The sequence below is a fragment of the Chloroflexus sp. MS-CIW-1 genome (assembly GCF_030444705.1).
Classification (GTDB): Bacteria; Chloroflexota; Chloroflexia; order Chloroflexales; family Chloroflexaceae; genus Chloroflexus.
The window spans coordinates 1,265,167-1,292,107 of record NZ_JAUBWR010000001.1 but is presented as its reverse complement, the minus strand read 5'-3'; the positions used below and the strand labels follow the sequence as shown (position 1 = coordinate 1,292,107).

Annotated in this window: 24 protein-coding genes and 1 tRNA gene; 16 read left to right on the top strand and 9 right to left on the bottom strand. The window is 53.8% G+C overall.

The annotated features are described in order from the left end of the window. The first annotated feature begins 353 nt into the window (after window positions 1-353). Window positions 354-430: transfer RNA gene (locus tag QTO31_RS05140), tRNA-Arg, on the top strand. A 29-nt stretch (window positions 431-459) separates the two neighbouring features. On the opposite strand, the gene QTO31_RS05135 is transcribed toward QTO31_RS05140, so the two are convergent. The 3 genes from QTO31_RS05135 to trpS form a co-directional block, all read right to left on the bottom strand. Further along, window positions 460-1,023: a methylated-DNA--[protein]-cysteine S-methyltransferase gene (locus tag QTO31_RS05135; RefSeq protein WP_301428342.1), complete on the bottom strand. Its 564-nt coding sequence runs from the start codon at window positions 1,021-1,023 to the stop codon at window positions 460-462. 160 nt (window positions 1,024-1,183) lie between these two features. Next, window positions 1,184-2,695 (bottom strand): anthranilate synthase component I, encoded by a 1,512-nt coding sequence (trpE, locus tag QTO31_RS05130; RefSeq protein ID WP_301428341.1) that lies wholly within the window; start codon window positions 2,693-2,695, stop codon window positions 1,184-1,186. A gap of 8 nt (window positions 2,696-2,703) precedes the next feature. Then, window positions 2,704-3,714, bottom strand: a complete 1,011-nt coding sequence (trpS, locus tag QTO31_RS05125) for a tryptophan--tRNA ligase (RefSeq protein WP_301428340.1) — start codon at window positions 3,712-3,714, stop codon at window positions 2,704-2,706. 79 nt (window positions 3,715-3,793) lie between these two features. On the opposite strand from trpS, the gene QTO31_RS05120 reads away from it, so the two are divergent. Continuing rightward, window positions 3,794-5,737 (top strand): hypothetical protein, encoded by a 1,944-nt coding sequence (locus QTO31_RS05120; protein ID WP_301428339.1) that lies wholly within the window; start codon window positions 3,794-3,796, stop codon window positions 5,735-5,737. A 48-nt stretch (window positions 5,738-5,785) separates the two neighbouring features. Here the strand turns inward: QTO31_RS05120 and QTO31_RS05115 are convergent, their stop codons facing one another. Then, window positions 5,786-7,147 (bottom strand): TrpB-like pyridoxal phosphate-dependent enzyme, encoded by a 1,362-nt coding sequence (locus QTO31_RS05115; RefSeq protein ID WP_301428338.1) that lies wholly within the window; start codon window positions 7,145-7,147, stop codon window positions 5,786-5,788. A gap of 1,842 nt (window positions 7,148-8,989) precedes the next feature. Between QTO31_RS05115 and QTO31_RS05110 the strand changes: the two genes are divergently transcribed. After that, entirely contained in the window at window positions 8,990-10,504 is a 1,515-nt protein-coding gene (locus tag QTO31_RS05110) for a phytoene desaturase family protein (protein WP_301428337.1), read from the top strand. Window positions 10,505-10,707: 203 nt separating this feature from the next. On the opposite strand, the gene QTO31_RS05105 is transcribed toward QTO31_RS05110, so the two are convergent. After that, complete coding sequence (locus QTO31_RS05105; RefSeq protein ID WP_031461257.1) at window positions 10,708-11,160, bottom strand: chemotaxis protein CheW; 453 nt, start codon at window positions 11,158-11,160, stop codon at window positions 10,708-10,710. Window positions 11,161-11,252: 92 nt separating this feature from the next. On the opposite strand from QTO31_RS05105, the gene QTO31_RS05100 reads away from it, so the two are divergent. Together QTO31_RS05100 and QTO31_RS05095 are read left to right on the top strand one after the other, a co-directional pair. Continuing rightward, window positions 11,253-12,035 carry a DUF429 domain-containing protein gene (locus tag QTO31_RS05100; RefSeq protein WP_236631311.1) on the top strand — a complete coding sequence of 261 codons (783 nt, stop codon included), beginning with the start codon at window positions 11,253-11,255 and terminating at the stop codon, window positions 12,033-12,035. A 24-nt stretch (window positions 12,036-12,059) separates the two neighbouring features. Then, window positions 12,060-13,331, top strand: coding sequence for an MgtC/SapB family protein (locus QTO31_RS05095; RefSeq protein ID WP_301428336.1), 1,272 nt, complete (start codon window positions 12,060-12,062; stop codon window positions 13,329-13,331). Window positions 13,332-13,350: 19 nt separating this feature from the next. Here QTO31_RS05095 and QTO31_RS05090 read toward each other — a convergent pair whose 3' ends face one another. After that, window positions 13,351-13,797, bottom strand: a complete 447-nt coding sequence (locus QTO31_RS05090) for a methyltransferase family protein (RefSeq protein WP_031461255.1) — start codon at window positions 13,795-13,797, stop codon at window positions 13,351-13,353. 46 nt (window positions 13,798-13,843) lie between these two features. Here QTO31_RS05090 and ruvA point away from each other — a divergent pair, with 46 nt between their 5' ends. Then, on the top strand, window positions 13,844-14,431 hold the full coding sequence (gene ruvA / locus QTO31_RS05085; protein WP_301428335.1) for a Holliday junction branch migration protein RuvA: 588 nt from the start codon (window positions 13,844-13,846) through the stop codon (window positions 14,429-14,431). Between the two features lie 76 nt (window positions 14,432-14,507). Here the strand turns inward: ruvA and QTO31_RS05080 are convergent, their stop codons facing one another. Both QTO31_RS05080 and QTO31_RS05075 read right to left on the bottom strand, forming a co-directional pair. Further along, window positions 14,508-15,125: a phosphoribosyltransferase family protein gene (locus QTO31_RS05080; RefSeq protein ID WP_301428334.1), complete on the bottom strand. Its 618-nt coding sequence runs from the start codon at window positions 15,123-15,125 to the stop codon at window positions 14,508-14,510. Window positions 15,126-15,614: 489 nt separating this feature from the next. Continuing rightward, complete coding sequence (locus QTO31_RS05075) at window positions 15,615-16,190, bottom strand: bifunctional nuclease family protein (protein ID WP_301429442.1); 576 nt, start codon at window positions 16,188-16,190, stop codon at window positions 15,615-15,617. A 166-nt stretch (window positions 16,191-16,356) separates the two neighbouring features. Here QTO31_RS05075 and QTO31_RS05070 point away from each other — a divergent pair, with 166 nt between their 5' ends. The 7 genes from QTO31_RS05070 (at window position 16,357) to QTO31_RS05040 (ending at window position 22,147) form a co-directional block, all read left to right on the top strand. Continuing rightward, window positions 16,357-17,751 (top strand): LysM peptidoglycan-binding domain-containing M23 family metallopeptidase, encoded by a 1,395-nt coding sequence (locus tag QTO31_RS05070; RefSeq protein WP_301428333.1) that lies wholly within the window; start codon window positions 16,357-16,359, stop codon window positions 17,749-17,751. Between the two features lie 50 nt (window positions 17,752-17,801). Next, window positions 17,802-18,608 (top strand): ParA family protein, encoded by an 807-nt coding sequence (locus QTO31_RS05065; RefSeq protein ID WP_301428332.1) that lies wholly within the window; start codon window positions 17,802-17,804, stop codon window positions 18,606-18,608. Then, the gene (locus QTO31_RS05060; RefSeq protein ID WP_301428331.1) at window positions 18,605-19,708 is read left to right on the top strand and encodes a ParB/RepB/Spo0J family partition protein; all 1,104 of its coding nucleotides are present in this window, start codon (window positions 18,605-18,607) and stop codon (window positions 19,706-19,708) included. Before QTO31_RS05065 ends, QTO31_RS05060 begins: the two co-directional genes overlap by 4 nt. A gap of 11 nt (window positions 19,709-19,719) precedes the next feature. Beyond that, window positions 19,720-20,622 (top strand): PfkB family carbohydrate kinase, encoded by a 903-nt coding sequence (locus QTO31_RS05055; protein ID WP_301428330.1) that lies wholly within the window; start codon window positions 19,720-19,722, stop codon window positions 20,620-20,622. A 57-nt stretch (window positions 20,623-20,679) separates the two neighbouring features. Next, window positions 20,680-21,318, top strand: a complete 639-nt coding sequence (locus tag QTO31_RS05050; RefSeq protein ID WP_301428329.1) for a CDP-alcohol phosphatidyltransferase family protein — start codon at window positions 20,680-20,682, stop codon at window positions 21,316-21,318. A 21-nt stretch (window positions 21,319-21,339) separates the two neighbouring features. Next, window positions 21,340-21,630: an Asp-tRNA(Asn)/Glu-tRNA(Gln) amidotransferase subunit GatC gene (gene gatC, locus QTO31_RS05045; RefSeq protein WP_028458223.1), complete on the top strand. Its 291-nt coding sequence runs from the start codon at window positions 21,340-21,342 to the stop codon at window positions 21,628-21,630. Between the two features lie 76 nt (window positions 21,631-21,706). Next, window positions 21,707-22,147, top strand: coding sequence for a hypothetical protein (locus QTO31_RS05040; RefSeq protein ID WP_301428328.1), 441 nt, complete (start codon window positions 21,707-21,709; stop codon window positions 22,145-22,147). 52 nt (window positions 22,148-22,199) lie between these two features. Here the strand turns inward: QTO31_RS05040 and asnS are convergent, their stop codons facing one another. Then, window positions 22,200-23,522, bottom strand: a complete 1,323-nt coding sequence (gene asnS / locus QTO31_RS05035) for an asparagine--tRNA ligase (RefSeq protein ID WP_031458901.1) — start codon at window positions 23,520-23,522, stop codon at window positions 22,200-22,202. Window positions 23,523-23,886: 364 nt separating this feature from the next. Between asnS and QTO31_RS05030 the strand changes: the two genes are divergently transcribed. The 3 genes from QTO31_RS05030 to QTO31_RS05020 all read left to right on the top strand — a co-directional run bounded on the left by QTO31_RS05030 (window position 23,887) and on the right by QTO31_RS05020 (window position 26,932). Then, window positions 23,887-25,056 (top strand): M20/M25/M40 family metallo-hydrolase, encoded by a 1,170-nt coding sequence (locus QTO31_RS05030; RefSeq protein WP_301428327.1) that lies wholly within the window; start codon window positions 23,887-23,889, stop codon window positions 25,054-25,056. A 324-nt stretch (window positions 25,057-25,380) separates the two neighbouring features. Then, window positions 25,381-26,454, top strand: coding sequence for a sortase (locus tag QTO31_RS05025; protein ID WP_301428325.1), 1,074 nt, complete (start codon window positions 25,381-25,383; stop codon window positions 26,452-26,454). A 13-nt stretch (window positions 26,455-26,467) separates the two neighbouring features. Continuing rightward, window positions 26,468-26,932 (top strand): hypothetical protein, encoded by a 465-nt coding sequence (locus QTO31_RS05020; RefSeq protein ID WP_031458904.1) that lies wholly within the window; start codon window positions 26,468-26,470, stop codon window positions 26,930-26,932. Window positions 26,933-26,941: the final 9 nt, after the last annotated feature.

Here is a 26,941-nt window from a genome sequence, read left to right as displayed (position 1 = left end):
TCGTTCATCCCGCATGACGATCCCCTACACGCAATCACCTGGATGCGTCATTGGAAGCTATCGTTTGGCGCATCGGCACTCTATCGCACCGCATCGCTTGCAGGGGATCAGGGTGAGCACCCACCCTTACTCTGCGCTGACGGGCATCAACGGCGAAACGATAGGGAGTGGACGCAAACGACCGTTGGAACGAGAGGCTAAACATATCCTGACGTCCTATGGATAGATTGGGAGCCGCCGTTGCTACGCTCTTCTCACCTGGGCAGAGTGAAAACGTCGAAAAGCCATACGCACCCTTACAGCATTTGCATAATTGCCTGAACTATGCTATAATTCATAGGCAAGCTGAATACGACCCCGTAGCTCAGTGGATTAGAGCGTTTCCCTGCGGAGGAAAAGGTCGTGCGTTCGAATCGCACCGGGGTCGCCAGTACATCCGCCAACTTTGGCGGATTTTTTTCATTCCAGGTACGGCAAGAACACCCCTTCACCCATCAACAACGCCTGCTTCCTTGCAATCCCCCAACGAAAACCAGCGATCCTGCCATCAGCACCAATGGCGCGATGACAGGGGATTACTATGGCCAGCGAGTTGGCTGCGCAGGCCTGACCAACAGCCCGCGCAGCACTAGCAGGTAAGCTTAGCTCTCCGGCTAATTGACGATAGGTGCGGGTCTCGCCATACGGAATGCGACAGAGCGCCTGCCAGACTAAGCGTTGAAACGATGTCCCAACCGGATCAAGCGACAATACCGGCAGCGGAGTTTGATCGCACAGATAGGCAGCTATCGCAGTAGCCGCCACCTTCGGAGTAGGGCCTGAACCAATATGTGCTGCCGGAAATTCGGCGTGGAGAGTCTGAAGCAGGGCTGTATCATCATCACCCAGATAGACTGCACAAAGTCCGGTATCGGTAGTCGCCACTAACACTCGCCCAAGCGGGCTATCGGTACACGTAACGCCAATCGGTCGCCCGGCATGCGCGTAGCGTCTGGCATTTGACGATGGTCGGTGAAGACCCATCGGTAGCACCTTTCTCCTGGTAAACGGAACCGAACAAAGCACCCGCTCGCATCGAAATCAGCAATAGAGGGTCACGGTATGCTATGCCCCTCCCCTTATCTTCTTACCAGTGATTAGCAAGCCAGTTCGATGTGCCCTCCGCACCCGGTTATGCAGGCGTTCACCCTCCAGCCTGCAACTCTTCGGCCAAATCAATTGCACGTAATGAGGCAGCCGCTTTATTGCAGCTCTCGTTGAACTCGTACTCAGGTGTGCTATCGGCAACCACCCCAGCCGCCGCCTGCGCGTATGCAATGCCGTCTTTCACGATCAGTGTACGTAAAGCGATACAGGTATCGAGATCACCGTTAAAACCCAGATGCCCAACAGCGCCGGCATAAATCCCACGTTGTTCACCTTCCAGCTCGGCGATGATTTCCATCGAGCGAATCTTGGGTGCACCGGTGACCGTACCAGCCGGGAAACAAGCCCGTAAGGCATCAATCGGCTTCAGATCGGCGCGTAACCGACCGGTAACCTCTGAGACGATATGCTGAACGTGACTATATTTTTCAATCGTCATAAAGACCGGTACCTGCACCGTTCCAGGCTCACTGATGCGACCCAGATCGTTGCGCCCCAGATCGACCAGCATCAGATGTTCGGCCCGCTCTTTTTCGTCAGCCAGGAGTTCGGCGGCCAGCCGATCATCTTCGGCAGCATCACGCCCACGCCAGCGTGTACCGGCAATCGGGCGTGTAGTCACCTTACCATCACGTACCTGTACCAGCATTTCAGGTGATGCCCCGACCAGATCACCTTCGCCCGTCCGAATGTAAAACATGTACGGTGATGGGTTGATGGTACGTAGAGCACGATAAATAGTGAAGCTGTCGGCATCGGTCGCTTTACTGAAACGCTGCGAAATCTGTACCTGAAAGATGTCACCAGCCATGATGTATTCTTTGGCACGCAATACCGCTGCTTTGAATTCAGCCTCAGTACGATTCGAGGCTACCGGGTTAGTTGTGATCCGCGTTGGCGTGTTGTGCGGCTCATAGTTGCGCAAACTTAGCCTAATGCCCGGTGGCAACGGTCGTTGCAGCCGAGCAATCAGTGTTTCGATCCGGTTGATAGCACGCTGATACTCGGCAGCCAGATCTTCGACATCAAGATGCACGTGCGAGATAACAATAATCTTGTGACGCACGTGATCGAAGGCCAGGATCGTGTCAACGAACATCCACCAACTTTCAGGCATATCGTAGGGGCGCACCGGTGGAATCGGTAATCGCTCGAAATAGCGTGCCGATTCGTAGCTGAGATAACCGACTGCGCCGCCGACGAAGATGGGTAAGTTGGGGAGTCGGATCGGGCGGTAGGCACTGAGATAGCTTTCTAAGACGATCAGTGGATCGGTGTAGTGCAGCGTTTGCTTGTATCCGCCGTGAGTGGCTTGCGCAACACCATCGTGCATGCGCAGCACCATGTAGGGATCGCTACCGATAAATGAATAGCGACCGATATTCTGACCACCGGTTACACTCTCTAACAAGAAACCAATCCCGCCCTGAGCAATTTTGAGATAGGCCGAAACTGGAGTTTCCAGATCGGCCATGATCTCGCGGTAGATCGGGCAGAGATTGCCCTGGCGGCGTAATTCCCGTAACTGGTCGATGGTTGGGTAGTACATACTCTTCCTTATCTGCGATCTTTGGGCAAGACAAAGCCAACTCGCTCAAGAATGAGCGTCATCTTTGGCTCGGCAACTGCGCGCGCCTGCTCGGCGCCGATAGCCAGGATGCGATCAAGCTCAGCCGGATCGTCCATCAGTTGATAGTAGCGTTCACGGATCGGACGCAACGCCTCAATCACGACTTCTGCCAGCTCGCGCTTGAGCGCACCATAGCCCTTGCCGGCGAAGTGGGCTTCGATTTCAGGCCGACTGCGACCGGTCAATAATTCGTAGATTTGTAAGAGATTGTTGACACCGGCACGCTCCGGATCATCGCTAAAGCGAATTTCATTGAAGGAATCGGTTACCGCCCGTTTAATCGCCCAGCGAATCTCGTCGGGATCATCAATGATCCGAATGGCGTGACCACGGGTTGTCTCGGACTTACTCATCTTCACCGTTGGGTCGTCGAGACCCATGATCCGGGCGCCACTCTCGCGAATCACCGGCTTGGGAATCACGAACGTTTCCCCGAAGAGATAGTTAAAGCGCTGTGCCAGATCGCGCGTCAGTTCGATGTGCTGCTTCTGATCTTCGCCAACCGGCACCTCATCGGCATCGTAGAGCAGAATATCGGCAGCCATTAACACCGGATAAGTGAGCAAGCCGGTCATCACACTCTCTTGCTTTTGCGCCTTGGCTTTGTACTGCGTCATGCGCTCAAGCCAGCCAAGGGGCGTAATACAACTGAATACCCACGAGCATTCAGCGTGGGCACGCACATGGCTCTGCACGAACAGAGTTGTCTGCTGCGGATCAATACCACAGGCAAGCAGGAGCGCAGCCAGCTCGCGAGTCTGTCGGCGCAGATCAGCCGGATTCTGCGGTACCGTGATGGCGTGCAGATCAACGATGCAGATGAAATTCGTCTTTTGACCCTGGCCGGCAACCCATTGCTGGATCGCACCCAGATAGTTGCCGATGTGAAGATTACCTGAAGGTTGAATCCCGGAAAAGACACGTGGTTTGCGAGTCATAGGTTCCCTCTTGTAGCACGAGTGAAAATAAGGCGTGATATACTAAGTGACGTCAGGTATTGTTCGTATCAGGTAAGCAATGAAGCATCTTATCCTCTTCCTATTAATTGGCGTGCTTGGCAGTGCATGGCTGCCAGCAATACCGGCACACGCCGCAGCTCACGCCAGCTTTACCAGTCAACAACCGGTTGCCCAACCTTTGGTTCCGGTTACTATCGCCGTACACATTCCCGGCTATAACGGGTCGGCGACGCTCGTCATCTTTGACGGCCAACAGCGCTTTGCCGGGAGCTTCCCGCTGACCATCGCCAATGGTCAGGGCCTGGTCGAAGTCATACCACGCGGTGCGTTGGGCAGTCATTGGGCTGCTCTGTTCACAGCCGACGGGCAGATGGTCGCAAACGGGCCAATCTATCGACTTGATGCCGAGACAACCCTGCACAGCGGCGTAGCTGCTTACGACCAATTGTATCCGACTGTCCGCCGATTTATGGCAGCCGACCGACTGAGTTATATCCTTGATGGACAATTGGTTACCGGCTACCGTTCGCCGGACAGCCCGTTGCTGTGGCTGCGCGATCACTATTATCAAAACCGCGCCTTCCGCTACTTCGAGACCGACCTTCGCTCGTTGCCGGAAGCATTTGCTCGTATTCAGGCTGCGGACGGCAGTCTGCCGGATTTTCTTGCACGCCTGGAATGGGAAATTCCTGCCTTCCGCACCCCGGTTGAGGCAGACGTTGAATTCCTCTTTGTCCAATTGATTTTCGAGACGTGGCAGGTAACCGGCGATACGGCCTGGATGCTGCGGATGTTGCCGGCAGCCCAACGGGCGATTGACTATACCATGCGTGATCCGCTGCGTTGGGAACCGACCCTGGGCCTGGTTAAGCGTCCGTTTACCATCGACACCTGGGATTTCGAGTACGGCCCGCCGATGTTCAACCCGAATACCGGAGAACTTGGTCCCCGGCATTGGATTGATGAGCAGACTAAATGGGGTATCTTTCACGGCGACAATACCGGTCTGGCCGCAGCCCTCAATGCACTGGCGTTGATGGAAGAGGCGGCCGGTCAGTCTAATCTGGCAGCGGTACGTCGTACGATAACCGCCGATCTGATGACGCGCCTCAATGCGCTGAGCTGGAATGGCCGTTTTTACACCCATCATGTCAAACTTATCCCTTACAATGTTCCCGGTGTTGATGAAGCCGAGCAGTTGAGCCTCTCGAATGCGATTGCGCTCAATCGCGGTGTCTTAAGCGAAACGCAGGGGCGAGCGATTGTTGCCGAGTATCTACGTCGGTTGAATGATCCCCAACGTATCGCTTTCGCCGAATGGTATAGCATTGATCCACCTTTTCCATCAGGCACTTTTGGGATGAACGGGCGTCTCGGTGAACGTCCTGGTGAATATGTCAACGGCGGCATTATGCCTCTCGTTGGTGGTGAGCTGGCACGTGGCGCATTTCGCTATGGCTACGAGTCGTATGGCTTCAACATCCTGCAACGCTACATCGACCTGATCGAACGTACCGGTGCAACCTATCTCTGGTACTACCCAACCGGTGGAATTGCGCCGGTACACGAATTTTTACCAACTGACGGCTGGGGCGCCAGCGCAATGCTAGGAGCAATGATCGAGGGCGCCGCTGGCATCGAAGACAGCGCCATCGGTTTTCAGAACGTTACCATCTCCCCGCGCTGGTCAGCCGATCCGATACACGATATTCGAGATGTCTATGCCGTAGCCCGCTATGCCGCCAGTGATGCCTACACCGCTTACCGTTGGCACATTACGCCGCCAACCGCAAATCGTCCTGGGCAACTGGTATTAACGGCAACCGGTAGCGGTGAAATGTTTCGCCTGCGCCTGCTCTTACCTCCCAGTATGACCCCGCAAACGGTTACATTGAACGGAACCACACTACCACTTCAGATTGAACAGATCGGGTTTAGTCGTTACCTGATACTCGACGTCAAAGGCCCGATCATCACGGTAAACGTTACCTTAACCCTCTAAGCAGCCTGCACGAGCGAGACGCAGATTCCCGCGTCTCGCTTGTTCTTACTACGCACCCACTGCGGGCAGCCCGGCCAATGCCATTGCCACTTCGGCATCAGAATACTCGTAATCACGCAACTTGCCGGCCTGGTAATCCATATAGGCTTGCAGATCAAAATGACCGTGACCGCAAAGGTTGAAGAGGATCACGTCACTCTTGCCCTCTTCTTTGCAGCGCAGAGCTTCACGGATCACGCCGGCGATAGCGTGGTTCGCTTCCGGCGCTGGCAGGATTCCTTCGGTGCGGGCGAACTGTACGCCAGCAGCGAAGGTTTCAAGTTGCTGAATAGCAATCGCCTCAATGACCCCTATCTCAAGCAAGTGACTAACCAGCGGTGCCATTCCGTGGTAACGCAGCCCACCAGCGTGAATACCAGGCGGTACAAAGCTACTACCGAGCGTGTGCATCTTAACCAACGGCGTCAGATGGGCAGTATCGCCGTAGTCGTAGGCATATTTCCCCTTGGTTAGCGATGGACAAGCGGCAGGCTCAACAGCGACCACACGCAACGGGCGTTCACCGCGCAATTTCGCACCGATAAAGGGGAAGGCGATACCGGCAAAATTTGATCCGCCACCGGTGCAACCAACAACGACATCTGGATAATCACCGGCCATCTCCATTTGGATCATCGCTTCCTGACCGATGACCGTCTGATGAAGGAGTACGTGATTGAGCACACTGCCAAGCGCATAGCGTGTATCATCGCGCTGCACAGCAACCTCAACCGCTTCAGAGATTGCAATCCCCAGACTACCGGTACTCTCCGGATTCTGGGCCAGAATCGCACGACCGGCAGCCGTCTCCATACTGGGGCTGGCAATTACCCGTGCACCGTAGGTCTCCATCAGAGCACGGCGGTATGGCTTCTGCTCATAGCTCACCTTCACCATAAACACTTCCACTTCAAGCCCAAAGAGCGCACCGGCAAATGCCAATGAGGACCCCCACTGACCGGCGCCCGTCTCGGTGACCAATCGGCGTACACCTTCTTGCTTGTTGTAGTACGCCTGCGCCACTGCCGTATTGGGCTTATGGCTACCCGCCGGACTGACGCCTTCGTACTTGTAGTAAATGCGAGCCGGCGTATCTAAGGCCCGCTCGAGCCGACGGGCGCGGAAGAGTGGAGTCGGTCGCCATTGCCGGTAAATAGATCGTACCTCGTCGGGAATAGGAATGGCCCGCTCGGTACTGACTTCCTGCCTGATCAGCTCCATCGGGAAGAGCGGTGCCAGATCGGCAGGGCCAATCGGCTGACCGGTAGCCGGATGTAGAGGTGGCGGCGGCAGCGATGGGAGGTCGGCGGCAATGTTGTACCAGGTCTCCGGCAAGCGATCTTCACTGAGCAGATACTTGATAGTCTCCACAGATCCCACTCCTCACTACAAAACACGAATAAAAAATCTCTCGACCAAGCTGGTCGAGAGACGGGAAAACCGCGGTGCCACTCTCGTTCGCCGCTGTTCACACAGACGGCGCACTCTGCAGGTGCTGTCGGCGAAGCCGCTTCACACCTAGCGCCCTGATAACGGTGGCGTCTCCGGCAACGACTACTGCGGGTAAACCCCGGTTCGCCGTGCGACTCCCAGGCCCATTCACGAGCGCCGAACGTGCCGATCTCACACCATCATCGGCTCGCTGGATTGTCGCCACACTCGCTACTCTTCCTGTTCAACGTCGGCTATTGATTTGTGTAGCGGAAGTATACCATTCATACCGAGACATGTCAACGGGAAGATAAAGGCTGTAGGGATTTTCAGAGTGCTCAGCGTCGGTTCACCTTCAATGACCGGATGACGCAACAGCAGAGTGACACTGACGAACAGCACGCATCTGCAACCGATAACTCCCAGCTCACGCAATCACAGGGTGCGTGGGCCTCCGGCCCGCGTTATACGGTGAGTGACAGGAAGGCTTCGGCCAGTACGTGAGCACACCATCGTCTTCTCCCCTGCAATCAGTTGACGGAAGGTGCCACTCTACAACACGCTGACTGGCATCAGTAGCGAAAGAACCTGCAAGAAAGACACAACTCTCTGTCGGCGCACCAACCTACAAGCTACAAGACGTTGACCGGTATCGGCAGCGCGAGCACGGAAGGCCCGACCACAGACCACTATCGGCTGCACACTCTACGGAGAGGTCAGTTTCTACAATCGTTTCCACCTTACCACTGCCAGGGAAGTGAAACGTTGAAAAGCCTGTGAGGAATGCGAGGACAACGCTCTTTCGCGCCGATAGTGATAATAAAAGAGAGAGTGGAGATAAGTGCGAGGGAGGGACAGGTCTCAACCCGTCTACAACGTGTGCATGGGCACGGCGATCCTCGTTCCAACACGATTGACAGTCAAGACCAGCGTTGAGGTACCGATGAATGCCGACTCAGCGTTAGTAGGGTCAGGTTTGAAACTCGCCCCAGAAATGTTCTTGTCTACGATTACTGCACGATACGAGCCAGAGGGCTGCAATGAGGCGAACGGAGCAAGGGAGAAAGAGCAGATAAACTTCAGGAAAAACATCTCCAGATACATTTCTCAGCAGTGAATCTGGTGCTGGATAGAATAAATACCACGGATGCACCCTGTCAGGAGGGAGGAGGCAACTCTTTGCCCCTACCAGCACCTGCCACCCGGCGCAGCGATCGTGCCCACGCTGCCCACCCCGCAGCGCCGTCATCAGGCGCATCCCGTGTTTATCATCCCGGCGGATTGCTGTCTAAAACCGGTACGGTCCATACTTTTGTATACCCTCGCAAGAAAAAACAGACATTCCCCGCATTGCCAAAAGAAGAGAAGCGTGGATCGTGATAATCATGACGAATATCACACTCACATGAATCAACAACGGCCACCTCTGGAGTGGTGGCCGGAGAGAGGGGAGAGGAGCGGTGTGTGGATTCGAAGCTTTTTGTCTGGCCTTGACCACCGCAAATCAACTTGCCTGACGCTATTGATGATAGCCTGGATAGATTAGCTCTCGATTAACAGAGTATTAGACTAGTATTAACATACAAGGCACCATAGATCACACATCAAGTTATCCACAGATTCCACCATTTATCCACAATTTGAATCACATGGACAGCAGCGTGCACGCATCCACAACCTACGGTGCTCCTGAACTCGCAGGTACCGTGACCGTGGCGGAAAAGTGATGTATACTCAAAAGGGAGTACCACAATCGATCCGTACAGGACAGAGGAGCAGGACGTGTCACAGCGTATTATTATTGTCGGTGCAGGCCCTGGAGGGTTAGCCACAGCTATCCGGCTGGCCGGGCGCGGCTATCAGGTTGAAATCTTTGAGGCAGTTGATCGACCGGGTGGGCGAATGCGAGGCTTCTCACTCGGCAATTACCATTTTGATACAGGGCCAACTATCTTGCAAGTACCACGGGTATACGACGATCTCTTTCAGAGTGTTGGCCTGCGTTTTAGCGATTATGTGACGCTGGTGCGTCTCGATCCAAACACTCGTATCCGGTTTTGGGACGGTGAGTATCTTGATTTGACGTCGAACATTTCTGCCTTTAAAGCCCAATTAGCACGCTTCGATCCGAATCTACCAACTGAATTTGAACGCTGGTACATCGAACATATCCGTAAAAATGTGGTCGGTTATGAACCGTACCTCGGCACACCGGTGCGTAGTCCGTTGGGGTACCTGAAACTACGTGAAATCGCAGCCGCCCTGGCATTCCGGCCATGGGAAAGTCTTTACGATCACTTCAAGCGCTTCTTCCGTGATGAACGAGTTGTTTATGCACTGTCGTACCAGGCCAAATACTTGGGGATGCATCCAACGGCCTGCTCGAGTATCTTTAGTCTGGTAACTTTCCTCGAATTTGCCGAAGGTATTTGGCACCCCCTAGGTGGATTTCGCGCTCTGGCTGCCGGACTAGCGAAAGCGGCTACCGATGTAGGAGTGATGATCCACTATAACTGCCCTGTTAAACAAGTTATTGTCGAGGAGGGACGAGCCTGCGGCGTTGAGCTAAGCGACGGTAAGCGTGTCAGTGCCGATGCAGTGGTGGTTAATGCTGATTTCGGGCATGCGCTGACCCACATTATTCCGCCACATGCCCGTGGAACGTACACCGACCAAAAACTGAACAAGATGGAGTTTTCGTGTTCGACTTTTATGCTCTATCTGGGCGTCAATCGACGATGGGATGATCTCCCTCACCATCAACTGTATTTGTCAGCCAACATTCGTCGCAACGATCCGCTGTGGGCAAAGAGCGCAGTGCTCGATGAAGACGATCCGTCGTTCTATGTCTGCAATCCAACCATTGTTGATCCATCGAATGCCCCTCCCGGTCATAGTACACTCTTCGTATTGGTACCGGTACCCAATTTACGCTACCCGGTGAATTGGGCAGCAGTTGAACAGCGATACCGCGATCTGATCCTTCGTCAGATGGCAAAACTCGGCTTTGAAGATGTTGAACGCCATATCGTAGTAGAGAGACAGTATACCGCAGAAACCTGGCGTGACGAGCACCACACCTATCTTGGCGCTGTTTTTAACCTGATTCATAGTTGGAGTCAGCTTGGGCCGTTCCGCCCGCATATCCGTCATAATGGAGCACGCAATCTCTACTGGATAGGTGGAGCGGTGCATCCAGGGAGTGGATTGATGACGATCCTGGAAGCGGCTAAGAGTGCGGTTCATTTCATAAGCGAAGATTTGCCGCAGCCAACCGAGGTGAGGAGTGTAAGGTAAGAAATAGGGAAGAGAAAAGAGTAGAGGGCGCACCGTTACGCACGTCAGCAGACAGGTTGGAAATTCCACTTGTTCGTCTACTGGCAACTTCCGGGTAGAAAAGCGCCAATACGTTTAGCGGTATCGCTCGCAAGGCCCTTCCCACAAGGTAACACTGTTCGGCAAGATAGACGACGGCGTCGCCTGGCTTGCCGAACTCCGCATCAGTCACGGGTACTGCCATGCGCTATCGCAAACAGCTCATCAACGTCGAGCAGAAGCGCAGGTTGAGGCAGATCGTTCACCACTCCACACGAGAAGCCATCAATGTGAGTGAGTGGCGCCAACCCATCAGCATCGACGCGATGCAGGCTGATCACCTCATCGACCAGTAAGCCGATTTCTGGCGACTGATCATCATCGGTTGTCACCAGCAGAATATGACTGTCAAGATCATAGGCAGGTGGTTCACCGAGCAGCGAGCGCCCATCAATGACTGGTACTGTTGTCCCCTGGAGTGAGACAATCCCACAAACGACCGCTGGTGCATCGCCGGGAGGTGTCAGTTCACCGAGGCGAGCAGTGTGCACTACGGTATGCAATGGTAAAGCAACGAATCGGCTACCGATCCGACACACAATAACCATTGCTGTTGGCGGTGGCTTGAGCAGACTCATACAGACCTCCCTGTCGCACTTGTTTAGGTACACTGTACAGCACACAGGTCGCGATCAGCGTTATATTCACGCAACCGGTGATGAATGTATCTATGCATCAACAGACGGTATATCTCGGTTTAGACCTTGCGTGGTCAGAACGCAATCTCAGCGGTTTAGCAGCGTGTTGTGGGAGTTCTCAGGGAGCACAGCTCTGTTATCATCCACGCCGACTACAAACAACCGATGAAATTGTGCAGACGATCCGGCACATCTGCGGCGACAAACCGGCAATCCTAGCGATTGACGCACCATTACTCGTGCCAAATGAAACCGGGCGGCGGCGCGCAGAAGCTGAGCTGGCGGCGGCGTTTCAGCGATACGATGCAGGGCCGCATCCGGCAAACCGTCGGTTGTTACGGCGGTATGGCGGAATACGGGGCGAAACCATTGTTACGGCCTTGGCCAACGATGGGTTTCGTTATGTACCGATGATAGAGGCGGATGCAGGTGGACGACTGATTGTTGAGGTCTTTCCCCATCCGGCAACTGTCGTCCTCTTCCGTCTCCACCGCATCCTGAAATACAAAGCACGTCCTGGCCGTTCACTGACCGAACGACGGCAAGAACTTCGACGGTATCTTGAGCTGCTCACGACGCTCCAGTGGTCAGACCCACCATTGTTAGGAGTACAGAACCTCTGGACGGACCTTGAGCTTGAGCGATTTGGCCCATCGGCACTCAAAGCTATCGAAGATGAAGCGGACGCTTTGCTCTGCGCGTATATCGCGCTTTACGGTCATCGCTGGGGGGCGGCCCGTTGTCGGAGTTTCGGTACCGTAGAGGGGGGTGCCATTTTTACGCCGTACTGGTATGATAGAGAAACTACTGAATAGTGAGGAACGGGTAGGGGCAGCATCGTGTTTGACGGCAATCCACACACTGAACTTTTTTACCAATTTGGCCTGGCCCTACTCATCGGTGCGCTCATCGGCCTGCAACGCGAGCATGCTCATAGCGGAGTTGGCGAATTGTTTGCCGGGGTGCGCACCTACGCCATTGTTGGCGTGATTGGTTGTGCCGGTGGGCTGGTCGCGACCACATTGCAAGCGCCGGAGATTTTTGCTGCATTGATAGTAGTTATCGGAGGATTACTGATCGCTGCTTACGTGTTGGGAAGCAAGCAAGAGGGGCTGGGACTAACCAGCGAGATGGCACTCGTCACGACCCTCCTCTGCGGAGGAATGGTAGCCTGGGGATATGGCACGTTGGCCGCAGCGGTCGGTGTAGCAACCGCAGGCTTACTGGCAATGAAGGCCCGACTACATACATTCGCTCATCAACTCAGCTCGCAAGATATGCAGGCAGCATTAACCCTGGCAGCGATCAGCCTGATAATTCTGCCGGTTTTACCCAATACAGCAATAGGCCCACCACCATTCGATGTTATTAATCCACAGAAGATATGGTTTTTAGTAGTACTCATCTCAGCGTTCAACTTCATTGGGTATGTCTTACACCAGATCATCGGCGCGACTCGCGGTATCGCGTTAACCGGCCTGATCGGCGGTATCGTCTCTTCAACTGCGGTCACGTTGAGTAACACACAGCGCAGTCGGAGTGACCCTCAATTAAGTCGGGCGTATGCGTTGGCAATTCTCCTGGCCTGGAATGTTATGTTCGTGCGAGTACTCGTTCTTACAGGTGTTATAGCACCACACGTTCTCAGCAGACTATGGCCGATCATCATCGCAGGTGGTGGGAGTTGTCTCCTTGGTAGTATCTGGCAAGCCAAGCAAGCACAGCACAACGAAGTCACCTCTCTCGTCTTGAGTAACCCACTGGAGCTGGGCGCAGCTATCAGTTTCAGCTTGTTCTACACTGCTATTTTGATCGGCGCAAATCTCGCTCGCAGTCTGTTCGGAGATGCCGGCCTCTACCTTTCGAGCATCTTTGGCGGATTGCTCGACGTAGATGCAATCACCCTTTCACTTAGTGAACTGGCAAACACAGGCGATGGGATTAGCGAAGTCACTGCTGCGCGAGCAATCGGGATTGCAACTCTGACCAACACGTTAGTCAAAGGCGGAATAGTCATCGTTGGCGGATCGCCGCTCTTGCGACGAACTATCGTACCGGTGCTTATCTTGATCAGCAGTACCATGTTGGCCGCTCTTTTATGGCCATGGTAATATGACGAACAAATCGTCCTTACCAGACGAACGGAACCAATCGCCATGTATGTTTTCGATAAGCGTCATATCCAGGAAGCCGACGTTGCAGTAATTGTTCTTCGTAACGTAGTTTGACAACCAGTACGACCAGTAAGCAAAACCACAATCCCCAGCGCCACCATGTTGGCGCAGCCAGCATCCAGGCAAGGGATGCGATCAGCAGACTGGTATACATCGGATGACGTATCAGGCGGTAGGGGCCAGTATTGACCAACTCGACGTGCGGTAACGGATCAGGTAAGACAGAAAGACGATGCAAGCGCATCGTGAGGAGTGCCCACACCCCTAAGCCAACACCAACCAGTAAAAGACCCAGCAAGGGCAGCGATGGCGGGATCAAAGGCCCACTCAACACAATTGCACCGAGGCACGTAAACTGGCCACATACCAGCCCAAACGAACGTAGTGGAGAATAGACTCTCATCGGTATACTCCCCTTATAAGTGGATAACAGGTAAGGGCTTCGTTCTATGATTGCATCAATCCGAGGCATCATCCAGAGCATTGGCATCGATCATCTTATCATCGAAACAGGTGGCATAGGATTTCTCATTTATGCGCCTCGTCCAACTTTAAACACCATCGGCGAGGTTGGCAGGGAAGTTGTGCTACATACCCTGTTGATTGTACGAGAAGATGCACTGACTCTCTACGGCTTCAGCGATCCCACTCAACGAAATCTCTTCGAGCAGTTGATTGGGGTGAGCGGGATCGGCCCCAAGATCGCACTGAATCTTCTATCGAGCGGAACACCTGACGAAGTGCGAAACAGTATCGCCAGTGGCGATGTAGCTCGACTGGCACGGGTACCAGGAATTGGCAAAAAAACAGCCGAACGGATCGTGCTTGAGTTGCGTGGCAAGCTAGATCTGCGCCAGGTCGCTAATGCTAGCAGTGTGAATCTGCATACTATAGATCGCGAATTGAGCGATATATTGATAAGCCTAGGCTACAGTGCAGCAGAAGCGGCAGCAGCCATTGCAGCCTTACCGGTTGATGCCCCGCCAACGTTAGAAGAGCGTTTACGTCTCGCTCTCCGTTACTTCGGTAGCGCCTGATCGCCAACTGGTTTACCGGTTGGCAGACTCAGGGTGCTACGCTACCATTACCTATGGTACATCACCTGCGGCAGGATCAGACAGGTAGTGGCCAACCGGTGATTTCAGGGCGACCATCAACAAACCGTGCAATCTGCGCCAGAGCAATAACCGGAATCCCCTGTTCCTGGAGCAGTCTACGTCCCGGTTGAAATTGCTTTTCCACGACAAATGCTGCGGCAACGACATCGGCTCCAGCCTCGCGCACCATCTCGGATAACGCCAGAGCAGTACGTCCATTCGCCAGAAAATCATCGATAATTGCCACGCGACTACCGGCAGGAATGAAGCGGGCCGTGATTGCCAGTTGCACCTCACGACCACGGGTTGGTGAAGGAATCCGCCGGTGGAGTGCCGGTGTTGGCACATCAGGATCATATTTCTTGGCGTATACAAGGGGAAGACGTGCTACCAAGGCCGTGGCTAGTGCCGGCGGAATCCCACTCGCTTCAGCAGTCACGATGAGGTCGATAGAAAACGGTTCCAGGCGAGCAGTTAGTTCTGTGCCGATAGCGGCCATCAGATCTGTTTCAATCCGATGGTTGAGAAAATGATCAATTTTGAGGATGTGGTTATGTACCACAATCCCTTCACGCTCTATGCGTTGCACAAGCGGCGGAAACGGTGCGCACAATGATAGATGTGATGGTTCCATAGGATCATCCACAGCACTATAGATATTCCACACCATGAGTATCATAAAGCAATGTAGGAAAACCGTCATGGTCGTAGTCATGTGGAAGATGTGGACAACAAGCGATTCTCCTCATTCCAGTGGGCTATTTTGGGAGTGGACAACATGTGAACAGCTATCCACATCACACTGGGTCATAGCAAATAACAGGCGTGCTTCCGCATATCGTCCACGAGTTATCAAGGTGATTTTCCGCACGTTATCCACAAATGGTCAAAGTTTTCCACATAATATCGCCAGTTATCCACAAGGCAGCAGACAGCAATGCGGATAATGCAGGTGTTCCCACGTCGCCGGTGCGAGGAGTGTCATCGGTCAGTCGTTAAAAGGGAGCAGCACGCCGCAAGACGCTCGGCGTGCTGCTTCCGAATCAATACTGTAGCGAAGTGAGACAAGGCGAATCTTGCGCGACTCACCTACTGTATTCGCTCATACCGGTAACAAAATGACTTACGACTTCTCGCCAGGTCGATCACGGTCATCGAGATCGAGCGTATTAATGAAATTACGAAAGATCGAGAGAGAGTCTTCGTTAAGTTCTGGCTCGTTTTCAGTGCTGGTTTCTTCGGTTACTGGTTCACCTGATGGTGGTGGAGATGTCGCCGTCTCACCAGCTTGTTCTTCTTCGTCAAACAGAACACCGGCCTGCTCCAAGACGTGGTCGGCAACAAAGATCGGAGCCTGTACGCGCTCAGCGAGCGCGATAGCGTCGCTTGGCCGCGCATCCAGTTCAATCGTTCGTCCAGCCTGATCGATCAGGATGCGTGCGAAGAAGGTATTATCGCGAATATCATTGATATAGATTTGACGGACAAATCCGTCAAGCTCACCGATGGCAGCCTTGAGCAGATCGTGGGTCATTGGTCGTTGTGGTTCGTGACCCTGAATAGCCATCGCAATGGCATCGGCTTCAAACTGGCCGATCCAGATTGGCAGATAGCGATTCCCTTCAGTTTCGCGGAGGACGACGACCCGGCTCTGCGTCAATAGGCTGACACGGATACTATCGACGACGACTCGTATCATTAGCCGGCCTTTCATAGAACGCCCAGCACCGGTGATACAAGAGAGATACCGGATTGGGCAACGGAAAATTCTGCTACTATATCTTAGCATGCAATGAAAGATGCCGTCAAGATTGACAAAGCACCATATTGCGTGTATCCTCTGACCGAAAGGTGAGAGAAAAATCATGTACGGTGTCTTTGATCGTTCTCCATGGATCGAGCAATGGTGGCGACGGCAGCGACGACTGGCGTCCGCGCAGGAGACAGTGCGCTGTCTGCGCGATGGTCGGTATCGCCGCCGGAACAGTTCTCTGATGGGTAACGTCCGACAGCGATGGTTCCACCGCCGCTTTCGTTTTTCACGACACATTGCTCATTTGCTCCTGATCGTCGGCGCTCTCTTCATTCTCTTTGTTGATCGTACTCTTCCGCTTCAATCATTCGTTGCTGCTTCGTCGTCTCCCTTACCGGTGGTAACTGCGTCAGTAGCGCCGGTTGGTCAGGCAATAGCGATTGCACCGGCAGTACGTCGCACTTCTGCACCTGTGCAGGTAGAACCGATTGCGCCTGCCCTTCAGGCGCCGGTGATGGTGACAACTGCCTTTCAGGCAACCCATATTCTGGCCGAGAATGAGACACTGGCCGAGATCGCAGCACGTTACCGGATACCATTAAGGACGCTGGTCTGGACGAATCAGCTTGATCGTGGTGATGCCTTGCGGGTTGGCCAACCGTTACGGATTGCACGTCTAGCAGGGGTGACGCACACAGTTACGGCAGGTGAGACGCTTATCGAGCTAGCAGAGCGCTACGGTGTAGCCCCAGAAGCCATTGCAACCTTTGCGCCAAATCGTTTGACCAATGGTCAGCTTGTTGTCGGTCGTGAGATATTCATTCCCGGTGGCCAACTACCGTGGACGAGTGAACAGGAAGCGGCCTTTGCGCAACGGAAAGCCGAGCCGGTCGGGATCGTGTTGAATGATGAAACAAATGTTCGGTCTGGCCCGAGTACGGATCATCCTCGACAGGCGCAGTTGTCAGCCGGTCGGCAGGTAGCGCTACGTGGTCGTTATCAAGATTGGGTGAAGATTGAAATTGGGGACATTTCTGGTTGGATTCGGGTTGATTTGCTATCAGTTGATGCTCGTCAAGTACAGTCCTTGCCAGAAGTACGCGATTTCCCGCCACCACCACCGCGTTGGGTCTGGCCAGCACAGGGGGTATTGACGTCCAATTTCGGTCCTCGGTGGGGCGGTTTCCACAATGGGATCGATATTGCCAATGTTGCCTGGACACCGATTGTAGCTGCGAGCAGTGGTTGGGTTCGTGAAGCCGGTTGGTGTAGTGGGTACGGCTATTGTGTGAAGATCCGCCATCCTGATGGTATTGAAACGATCTATGGCCACCTTATTACGCAGCCAGTCGTGCGAGTCGGTCAGGAAGTAAGAGCCGGTCAGTTGATTGGCCATATGGGAAGCACGTATGATCGGACCGGTGGTGGTTATTCGACCGGTGTTCACTTACACTTTACGATTCTGGTTAATGGTCGTGCGGTGAACCCTCTGCGATACCTTCCCTGATGTATTCTTTTCCTCGCCTATGGTACAATAGCATTGAGAGTAGCTGCGCGATGCAGGTGTTTCACGTGAAACAGCAATCAACACAACCTCACATTATGGCGGTTGCCAACCAGAAAGGTGGGGTTGGCAAAACAACGACTGCTGTTAATGTTGCCGGTGAGCTTGCACGTCGCGGGCGACGGGTCTTGCTGGTAGATATCGATCCGCAGGGGAATGCCACAACCAGTCTTGGTATCGCGAAAGCTTCGTTGACCGTTACCAGCTACGATCTGCTGCTCGGTGGGGCGCCGCCAGAAACAATCCCGCAACCGAGTGGCCGGGATCGCCTTGACATCATTCCGGCCGATCAGGAACTGGCCGGTGCGTCGATTGAACTGGTTGATGTAGCGCGGCGTGAGTGGCGATTACGCGATGGGCTGGTGAACCTGTTGCCTCGATACGACTGGATCATTATCGATTGTCCACCCTCGCTAGGTCTACTCACCCTCAATGCTCTCTGTGCTGCTAACGCCGTTCTCATTCCGTTGCAGTGTGAATATCTCGCACTGGAAGGATTGGCACAGCTCAAACAGACATTAGAGCGGGTGCGGGAAAGCCTGAACCCGACCCTCCGTATTATCGGCGTTGTCATGACTATGTACGATGGGCGGACCAATCTGGCGCAACAGGTGGTTGATGAGGTTCAACGTTACTTTCCTCGCCTGATCTGCCGAACCCTGATCCCACGCAGTGTGCGATTGAGCGAAGCCCCTAGTCATGGCCGCATGGCTTATGAGTATGAACCAAACGGTCGGGGCACCCAAGCCTACGCCCTGTTGACTGAAGAACTGATCGGACGAGAGGAGCGCATCTTATGAGAAAACGGGGATTGGGAAGTGGTCTGGATGCACTGATTCCACCCGCTTCGGCTGAACAGCTACCGGTGCGCGAAGTGCCGGTTGCTGCTATCAGAGCCAATCGTGCCCAGCCCCGCACGTCGTTCGATGAGACGGCACTCGCTGAACTGGTGACTTCCATCCAGACCCATGGCATTCTCCAACCGTTGATCGTGAGTGAAGACCCGGAAGGGGGCTACGAGCTAATCGCCGGGGAACGGAGATTACGGGCCGCACGTATTGCTGGCTTAACCACCGTGCCAGCGATTGTCAAACATGCAACACCGCAACAGTTTCTTGAGCTGGCTTTGGTGGAAAATGTTCAACGCGCCGATCTTAATCCGATCGAAGAAGCACAGGCCTACGAAACATTACGCCAGGAGTTTGGCTTGAGCGATGAAGAAATTGCCCGCCGAGTGGGAAAGAGCCGGGTTGCGATTGTGAATAGCCGACGCCTCCTTCGCCTTACGCCACAAGTGCGGCAGGCGTTACTCGATGGCGCGATCAGCGCTGGCCACGGACGAGCATTGCTCCGCATCGAGGACCCTATTGACCAACAAGCCGCGTTAGAGCTGATTAAAGAGCACGAATTGAATGTACGGGAGGTCGAACGTCTCACTGAGATTGCTGCGCATCCCGGCTTGACAGCTCCCGTGCGCCACGCTCTCTGCACTGGTCAGATTGATCCGACACGTGCGCTCGCTCTCATACAAATATCTGATCCGCATACTCAGGCCGCTGCCTGCGAGGCTGTGGTGAAACACCACCTCGATTCGTTGGCGACCGAACAAATGTGTACTGCACTCGTGGCCGGGGCCGATCTATCAACTGCCCTTGCTCGAGTGTTGTCCTCTACAGAGAAAACAGGAGCTGAATCAGCCATTTCACGCTCGGTTTCAGATCGAAAACAGAGCGGCGGGAATCGCTCCGCTGAAGATCAAATGGCGCAGCAGATGTTTGAAGAGTTGTTGCAAACACCGGTTCAGATTACACGCAGTGGTCAGACCATCAGAGTAACCATTACCCTCTATGATGAAGAACAGTTACAGGGATTGTATGATCGCTTGTCTGGAAAGTATTAATTGGTGATCGCATGACAACAATTGTGGCTTTTGGAAATCCAGTATACGACGAGATCATTACGCCGGTGGTACGTACTGATGGACGTGTTCTCTCCGGCTGCTCAACCAACGCATGTCTTGCTCTTAGCCGGTTGGGCCGAACGACGGCTCTTGTTGGACGGGTTGGGCCTGATTATGCAGACCGGTTTCAGTCTGATCTGGTTCGGTATGGTATTACCCCATTTGTGACCCTCTCAGGCCAGACCGGTGGCTTTAAGCTGGTGTACGATGCCAGAGGCGATCGCACGCTCGATATCCTCGGTGTTGCTGAACCGATCCAGATCGTCCCTGATATTGTCGAGTCGGCTGTCGCTGTTATCGTTGGACCCATTCTCCAAGAGACACCGCTTGACCTGATCCGCACCATTCGGGATCGTACCGACGCTCCAATTTTCCTTGATCCCCAAGGACTCCTACGCCGCTTCGGTGCTGATGGACGCATCGAACATTTTTTGCCGGCGGAGTTCGCGTCCATTGCTCCTCTCTGCCATGTCATTAAAGCGAACGAAGTTGAAACCAAAGTGATAACCGGCATCGATCCGCGGATCGATCCGGTTATGGCCGCACGACGCTTGCACGAGACCGGTTGCGCAATTGCGATTGTTACGATTGCCGAAGCTGGTTCTCATATTGATGATGGGAAACGATCAATCTCGGTACCAGCGTATGCAACTGAAGCGCGTGATCCGACCGGCGCCGGTGATACCTACATGGCCGGCTTTCTCCATGCGTATCTGACCGATCCAGACGACCTTTTCCGTGCCGGTTGCACCGGCGCAGCTACAGCCTCGATCTGGATCGAGTATACTGGTCCCGATGCACCGATTACCCTGCAAGAAGTTGAACGACGGGTGAAGGTCTTATTACAGCAATAAGATAACGTGATACTTCTGTCGCTCGTGTCAGTGCAATTACGAGAAGGATGAACGTCAATGATGCCATTGCTTGCTCGTTTTCGTCAGCTTTATGAACAGGCCTCACTTCCGCTCGGTCATGTTTGCTCGCGGCTGGGCATCCATCCTAACGCTTTGACCTACCTGAGCCTGTTTTTTAGCCTCTTAGCCGGTTACCTGTTGTCTCAACGGGCGTTTCTGTGGGGGGTTGTTTTTATATTACTTATGGGTTTTGCTGATGTATTAGACGGCGCTACCGCACGTGCCAGTGGTACGGCCAGTGAATATGGTACTGTGCTTGACCACGTTACCGATCGGTATGCAGAAGCCTTCGTTATTGGCGGAGTGATGCTTTCGGGGGCAGTAGCACCGATCTGGTCACTCTTCGCCATCTTCGGGATGGTGATGGCCAGTTATGTCCGTGCCAGGGCCGAGGCCACCGGTAAACTGGCGTCTTGCAACGTTGGTTTCGCCGGCCGACAGGAGAAACTTGGCTTGCTGCTGATTGGTTTGTTGCTGATGCCACTCTTGCCGGAATTGCCCATTCTCGAATGGGCTGTTATTGCCGTCGGCATTGCATCTCATATTACCGCTGTACAGCGACTTTTGTACACCCGCCAGATACTGATTGGTGCGACCCGCAGTTCAAAGTTTCGTAAGGGATCAGAAATTATTTAATCATTGACAGGAGCGATTCCCATGGCAATCTCAGAAGCTGAAGTTCGCCATGTTGCCCGTCTCGCTCGCCTTGCCCTCTCCGATGAGGAGATCGCGGTGATGCAGGCACAGCTTTCGGCAATCCTTGACTATATCGCTATGTTGCAGGAAGTTGATGTCAGTAATGTTCCGCCAACGGCTCAAGTAACCGGTTTAACGACGGTCTGGCGCCCCGATGTGGTGGGCGAAATGCTGACCCAGGAGCAAGCACTGGCCAATGCTCCTGATCAGCAGGATGGTATGTTCCGAGTACGTGCCGTATTTGATGAATGAGGGTGCAACTTTTATCGATACGTAAACGTCGTACCGATAGCGGAAATGGTTATGACAACTGCGAAAGGATACGACGATGTACGGGAACTACAACAATGGCTCGCGCCGCTCGTATGTACTGATTGGCGGTTACCCGGTTAAGCCAATATACCTGGTCATTGCCGGAGTGATCATTTTTGGATTACTGGTCTACTTGCTCCTGCGATTTTTTAACATTGGTCTGACAATGCATTTTGGCGCTTTCGCCGGTATCCTGCTCTTGATCGCCAATCTGCGGGAACTGTTGGGCTATGGCTATACACAGCGTGGTAGCACTGCCCTGCTCAACACGCTCGTTGGTGCTGGGTTGATCTGCGCCTGGCTGGCTCAGTTCTTCGTTCTCTTCTGGGTGCCGGCCTTGCTGGCAGTTGGAATTGCAACGCCCCTTGCTTTCAATCGGGCTGGTGTGTACGCCGCATATCTGACCACCGCCCAACGTGCAGCCGAACAAGTGCGGCGGATGGTCGTGCGGCAGTAATATCTAAACAAGTGCGGCGTGGGATAGCCCCACGCCGCAATCACTACTACCCCTATGGATATATCCGGTACAACTGACGTGGGAACGGAATCGTCTCGCGGATATGCCGCGTACCAGTGATCCAGGCCACTACCCGTTCAATTCCCATTCCGAAACCGCTGTGAGGAACAGTGCCATAACGACGAAGATCAAGGTACCATTCGTAGTCTTCGACCCGTAAGCCGTGCTCGCGGATCCGTTGCTCGAGCAAGACTGGATCATGAATCCGTTGTGAACCGCCGATGATCTCGCCGTATCCCTCAGGTGCTAACAAATCGGCACACAACGCTACTTCGGGGCGGTTGGGATCAGGCTGCATGTAGAAGGCTTTTACCGCTGATGGGAAGCGTTCAACGAACACCGGACGATCAAACTTCGAGGCAATTAACGTTTCGTGCGGTGCGCCAAAGTCCTCTCCCCACGGCAGTGGATCGGCCCCCTCGACCTCTCCCTGGTGAGCGGCGATGAGTTCGATGGCCTGATCGTAGGTGATGCGCGGGAACGGCGGGGTGACCCGTTCGAGCAGCGTTGTATCTCGTTCAAGCGTCTGTAAGTCGTCACGCCGACGTTCGAGCACGCGAGCGACAATCGCGCTGACAAATTGCTCTTGAAGTCGCATGTTGTCTTCATGATCGGCAAAGGCAACTTCTGGTTCGATCATCCAGAATTCGGTAAGGTGACGACGGGTTTTACTCTTCTCAGCTCGGAATGTTGGCCCAAAGCAATACACGCGCCCAAAGGCCATCATCCCGGCTTCAACATAGAGTTGTCCGGTTTGCGCAAGGTACGCCTTCCCTAGATCGAAATAATCGGTTGCGAACAGATTTGTTGTCCCTTCTGCCGCCGTTGCAGTCAGGATCGGCGTGTCGAACCGGACAAACCCCTGCGCATTAAGCCACTCCTGGGCAGCCGCTATCACCTCAGCCCGGATGCGCAAGATGGCGTGCTGTTTTGAGGATCGTACCCACAGGTGGCGATGGGCCATCAGAAATTCAATACCATGCTCTTTGGGCGTAATCGGATACTCGTGGCTAGGGCCAATGAGTTCGATCTCCTCGACATCGAGTTCGTAACCACCCGGTGCCCGCTCGTCAGCGCGCACGTTGCCCGTAATGCGACAAGAACTCTCTTGGGTAAGGGCCTGTGCTGTTGCAAAGGTTGCTTCGCTGACGTTCTTCTTGAACGTTACACACTGAATGATCCCGCTTCCATCACGCAAGAGAATGAAAATGAGTTTCCCTTTTTCCGTTTTGTGATATACCCAACCGGCCAGTGTAACACGCTGACCAACATGATGGGCAATGGTCGCAACAGTTGCAGTTGGCAACAGCGACATAAACGCTCCTTATTGCTATACACTTCTCTTTCTCAGGCGTCAGTATGCCACGACTTGATATGGCTGGCAAATGCTCTGACTGGCTTCGCCAATTGATAATGGGTCATTCCTTGCGGTTAATGGTCTTCCATGATAGACTTTTCGCTGAATAAAAATGTTGAACTACCGCTAGTTAGTCCTGTTCACAAACATGCGCCGCGGCGCGTAGTTAGGTAAATTTCTGTTTGCTCGTATCAATGTACGGGCTAGAGACTTGTACTCTGTGGCAATCGGGAGCGTGTTGTAGACACCCTCCATCGCATACAATTCACCGGACGCTATGCCGGCATTGGCGTCGGTTGCCACCAGACAGAAGGAACCGTCGATGAAAACTGTCGTTCAGCAATGGTATGCTCACCCCGCTGTGCGGGCTGCTCTGGCCGACCTTGCCGACTATCGACCGACCCTGGCTACGGCAATTGAAATTCAACAAGTACCGGCACCGACCTTTGCTGAACGGCCACGATCAGTATTAGTCAGTCAGCGAATGCAAGCACTCGGTCTGCACGACGTCGAGATCGACGAATTAGGGAATGTCTACGGTCGGCGTCCTGGTATTGCTGAACGTCCGGCTCTCCTCATTTCTGCCCATCTCGATACAGTTTTTCCGGCTGATACCGACCTTTCAATTCGTTATGAGGGAGAACGAGTGTACGGCCCCGGTATTGGCGACAATAGTGTGGGGGTTGCCGGTCTGCTGCGCCTGGCTGAAATATATCAACGCTGTGATCTCCCGACGCAGGGCGACATCTGGTTCGTTGCTAACGTGGGTGAAGAGGGTTTAGGCGATCTGCGAGGAATGCGGGCAGTTGTCGAACGTTTACGGACACGTATCGGCGGTGTTATTGTTATTGAAGGATGTGATTTTGGTTCTCTCCATCACCAGGCAATCGGTGTGCGTCGCTTCCGGATCGAAGCAAATGGCCCTGGTGGTCACTCTTGGGGGAACTTTGGGACACCGAGCGCTATTCACATTCTGGTACGTCTGGCCGCTCGTTTAACCGAACTCCAGGTACCGGTGTCACCCCGCACGACCTTCAATATCGGTATGATTAGTGGTGGTACATCGGTGAACACCATTGCCCACCATGCCAGCATGCTCCTTGACTTGCGATCGGTGTCCTCGGCAGTGCTGAGCGATCTGGTAAGCGAAGTGTACCGACTGGTTGAAGAAGCGACTCTTGATCAACCAGAAGTACATGTGCAGATTATCAAGGTAGGAGATCGTCCGTCAGGAGCTATTCCACGTGAGCATCCACTCGTGCAGGCGGCGGTTGCAGCCTATCAGATGGTTGGTGCGCAGATCTCTTTTCAGCAAAGTAGTACTGATGCCAATATTCCACTGAGTCTGGGTATTCCGGCGATATGCGTTGGTCTGACCGACGGTGGCAATGCGCATCGTACTGATGAGTATATTTTGCCGATGAACCTTGGTCGCGGGATGCAAGCACTCCTATTACTCTCACTGGCTGCCAATACCCTTGATATACCGTGAAATGAGTTCGGATGCGGTCGATGATCGTAGACGATCCGAATCAAGGTTGGATGCGGCCAGATCGGAGCCAGGTATGGAGAGAGCAAATAACGCCAACGAGTTCACTACAGTGGGAAGTCAAACAGATAGTGCGTCACAAACAAATACCACGCATCTTAGAGCGAATAACGCCAATGAGTTCACTACAGTGGGAAGGGCGGTTACTGAACCGCCCTTCAATGCCTTATGTCTGTAGTTGCGCTTTCGTGCGCTGTGATCTTTCATCCTACATCTGGTATGCTATCTGTGAACGTCGAGAAACAAACGAGACGCTGGATACAGTCTATGATGCGCTACAATACAATCATGCGGCAGTTATTGGTCTTTTTGCTGGTGGTACTAGCCCTTTCACCGCTATCAGTGGCAGCTAACACGATTGCCGGAACGCCGATCCTTTTCCGCGAAACCGGTCATACGTTGGCGTATGTGTTTCGTGAATTTTATGACCGGCAAGGTGGCTTACCGATTTTCGGCTATCCGTTGACTGAGGTATTCATCGAGGATGGCCGTCCGGTTCAGTACTTCGAGCGTGCTCGTTTTGAATGGCATGCGGAGTTGGCGTTAGTGCAGGTAGGTCATCTTGGCCGATGGGCGGCCACTGCCTGGGCCGACCATCCGGCGTTTGCACCGCTCGCTGCTCCGCCCGCCGATGCTGACTTTTTCCCTGAAACCGGCCATAGTCTGAGTAGTGCCTTTCGATCATTCTGGTGGGCGAACGGCGGTTTGCCAACCTTTGGTTTTCCACTCTCTGAACCGTTTGAATTTACCGACGAAAGCGGCCAGCAGCGTCTAGTTCAATTCTTTGAACGTGCCCGTTTTGAATGGCATCCACAAAATCCGCCGCGCTATCAGGTCTTACTCGGTCATTTGGGGCGCATCTGGCTGGCTGCTCATCCGGTACCTGAGTGGGCACTGCAAGCGGTGAACACACCTGACGCTGCGTGGGCCAGAATCCGCCCAACCCGCGTGCGGGTACCTCGCATCGAAGTTGATACCGAAGTCGTTAGTGCCGGATTTTCATTTGGCGCCTGGGATGTTCCGCGCTATACTGCGGTTCATTACTGGCCTATCAGTGGCTATCCCGGTACTGCTGGCAATATCGTCATTGCCGGTCATGTTGGCTACCGTGGTATTATCTTCAATCGGTTACCGGCAATTGCCGTTGGGGATGAGGTCTTAGTCACGGTCAACGGGGTTGATCGGCGCTATGAGGTTCGCGAAGTCCTCACCGTTCTCCCTGATGAAACCTGGGTGTTAGCACCAACCAGTCGTGAGACACTGACCTTGATAACGTGTGTTCCCATCGGTGTTTACTCTCATCGCCTGATTGTGCGTGCAGCGCCGGTTACCGGTTCGTGAGAAAGGGGAAGCTATGGAAGAGCGTCGTCGTGGTTCGGGCTGGGTAGGCTGGCTCGTATTTATGCTTTTCGTCCTCGCCCCATCTATTCTACCACCGCTGGCGCGTTGGTTGAGTCTGCAGATTGGAAGACCGATTGGCACCGCAGAATTGCTGATTGCCATTATCGTGCTTATCGTCGTTATTTCAATTGGTAGTAGTCTGTTTGGGGCGCTCCGGCGTTTTGGCGAGGCTCGTGACACATTGTCGGTGCCTAAGCCAGACGACCTGTCGCGTATACCGACGTTGACGCCAGAAGATGTCTTTCGGGTACCGCCGCCACCACCTGAGCCGCCCCGCATACCGCTGTCAAAGACGCAACTGCCCGGTGCTCCTCGCTTCGAGCCGATCATCGATCCACGCATCCTACTCGTTGGTATTCTGGGTTTGATACTGATGTTGTTTACCTTCGGTGTACTCTTCTTACTGTTGAACCCGTGAAGACTGTAT

Bases quoted from the DNA above. Each gene is read 5' to 3' on its own strand.
- QTO31_RS05075 (WP_301429442.1), bottom strand. From the start codon at position 16,190: ATGATACGAGTCGTCGTCGATAGTATCCGTGTCAGCCTATTGACGCAG.
- QTO31_RS05055 (WP_301428330.1), top strand. From the start codon at position 19,720: ATGACAACAATTGTGGCTTTTGGAAATCCAGTATACGACGAGATCATT.
- QTO31_RS05135 (WP_301428342.1), bottom strand. From the start codon at position 1,023: ATGGGTCTTCACCGACCATCGTCAAATGCCAGACGCTACGCGCATGCC.
- QTO31_RS05050 (WP_301428329.1), top strand. From the start codon at position 20,680: ATGATGCCATTGCTTGCTCGTTTTCGTCAGCTTTATGAACAGGCCTCA.
- QTO31_RS05060 (WP_301428331.1), top strand. From the start codon at position 18,605: ATGAGAAAACGGGGATTGGGAAGTGGTCTGGATGCACTGATTCCACCC.
- trpE (WP_301428341.1), bottom strand. From the start codon at position 2,695: ATGTACTACCCAACCATCGACCAGTTACGGGAATTACGCCGCCAGGGC.
- QTO31_RS05100 (WP_236631311.1), top strand. From the start codon at position 11,253: ATGCATCAACAGACGGTATATCTCGGTTTAGACCTTGCGTGGTCAGAA.
- QTO31_RS05030 (WP_301428327.1), top strand. From the start codon at position 23,887: ATGAAAACTGTCGTTCAGCAATGGTATGCTCACCCCGCTGTGCGGGCT.
- ruvA (WP_301428335.1), top strand. From the start codon at position 13,844: ATGATTGCATCAATCCGAGGCATCATCCAGAGCATTGGCATCGATCAT.
- QTO31_RS05070 (WP_301428333.1), top strand. From the start codon at position 16,357: ATGTACGGTGTCTTTGATCGTTCTCCATGGATCGAGCAATGGTGGCGA.
- trpS (WP_301428340.1), bottom strand. From the start codon at position 3,714: ATGACTCGCAAACCACGTGTCTTTTCCGGGATTCAACCTTCAGGTAAT.
- asnS (WP_031458901.1), bottom strand. From the start codon at position 23,522: ATGTCGCTGTTGCCAACTGCAACTGTTGCGACCATTGCCCATCATGTT.
- QTO31_RS05120 (WP_301428339.1), top strand. From the start codon at position 3,794: ATGAAGCATCTTATCCTCTTCCTATTAATTGGCGTGCTTGGCAGTGCA.
- QTO31_RS05065 (WP_301428332.1), top strand. From the start codon at position 17,802: ATGCAGGTGTTTCACGTGAAACAGCAATCAACACAACCTCACATTATG.
- gatC (WP_028458223.1), top strand. From the start codon at position 21,340: ATGGCAATCTCAGAAGCTGAAGTTCGCCATGTTGCCCGTCTCGCTCGC.
- QTO31_RS05080 (WP_301428334.1), bottom strand. From the start codon at position 15,125: ATGGAACCATCACATCTATCATTGTGCGCACCGTTTCCGCCGCTTGTG.
- QTO31_RS05040 (WP_301428328.1), top strand. From the start codon at position 21,707: ATGTACGGGAACTACAACAATGGCTCGCGCCGCTCGTATGTACTGATT.
- QTO31_RS05105 (WP_031461257.1), bottom strand. From the start codon at position 11,160: ATGAGTCTGCTCAAGCCACCGCCAACAGCAATGGTTATTGTGTGTCGG.
- QTO31_RS05020 (WP_031458904.1), top strand. From the start codon at position 26,468: ATGGAAGAGCGTCGTCGTGGTTCGGGCTGGGTAGGCTGGCTCGTATTT.
- QTO31_RS05090 (WP_031461255.1), bottom strand. From the start codon at position 13,797: ATGAGAGTCTATTCTCCACTACGTTCGTTTGGGCTGGTATGTGGCCAG.
- QTO31_RS05025 (WP_301428325.1), top strand. From the start codon at position 25,381: ATGATGCGCTACAATACAATCATGCGGCAGTTATTGGTCTTTTTGCTG.